Source organism: Streptomyces sp. DH12 (assembly GCF_020873895.1).
Taxonomy (GTDB): domain Bacteria; phylum Actinomycetota; class Actinomycetes; order Streptomycetales; family Streptomycetaceae; genus Streptomyces.
The window spans coordinates 1-443 of sequence record NZ_JAHWGT010001158.1; the positions used below are offsets into that span (position 1 = coordinate 1).

1 protein-coding gene is annotated in these 443 nt (G+C 62.1%); it reads left to right on the forward strand.

Translation table 11 applies throughout. The features are described from left to right. On the forward strand, positions 1–208 hold a 208-nt coding region (locus LPA54_RS39035; protein ID WP_228985129.1), incomplete at its 5' end, for a hypothetical protein. Positions 209–443 lie beyond the last annotated feature (235 nt).

Consider the following 443-nt stretch of genomic DNA (forward strand, 5'->3'; position numbering starts at 1 on the left):
TGAGACCACCATGACGAGTTCGAGCGGCGGCAAGCTGTCCCAAGCCGACGCTTTGCCCGCGTGGCAGGGGCACATGTTTATGGATCCCTGCCGCATGGGCATGATGACTATAGGAAGTTGGTTGCCAACTTGGTTAACTTGGTTCAAGTTGGTTGAGGAGTTCTCGGTTCTCCTGACAGCCCAGGGAGCAGAGGCAGGCGGTCTGTAGCAGCAGCCCGCCGAAGGTCCGTAGCAGCGGACCAACATAAGCGTGTCAGCCCTGCCGGGCCTTCAGCCGGCAGGGCTGCAGGCGTAGGAAACGCACGGCACATGCTGTAGATGAAGCTGCCGAACCCGCCGCATTTGTCCGTCCCGCGCCGGGGCGGCGTTCTGACGTGCCGACAGAGGGGCATCTCTCGGAACACGGAACCCCTCAAGTGCGGCTGCTACCGCATGGGTTCACG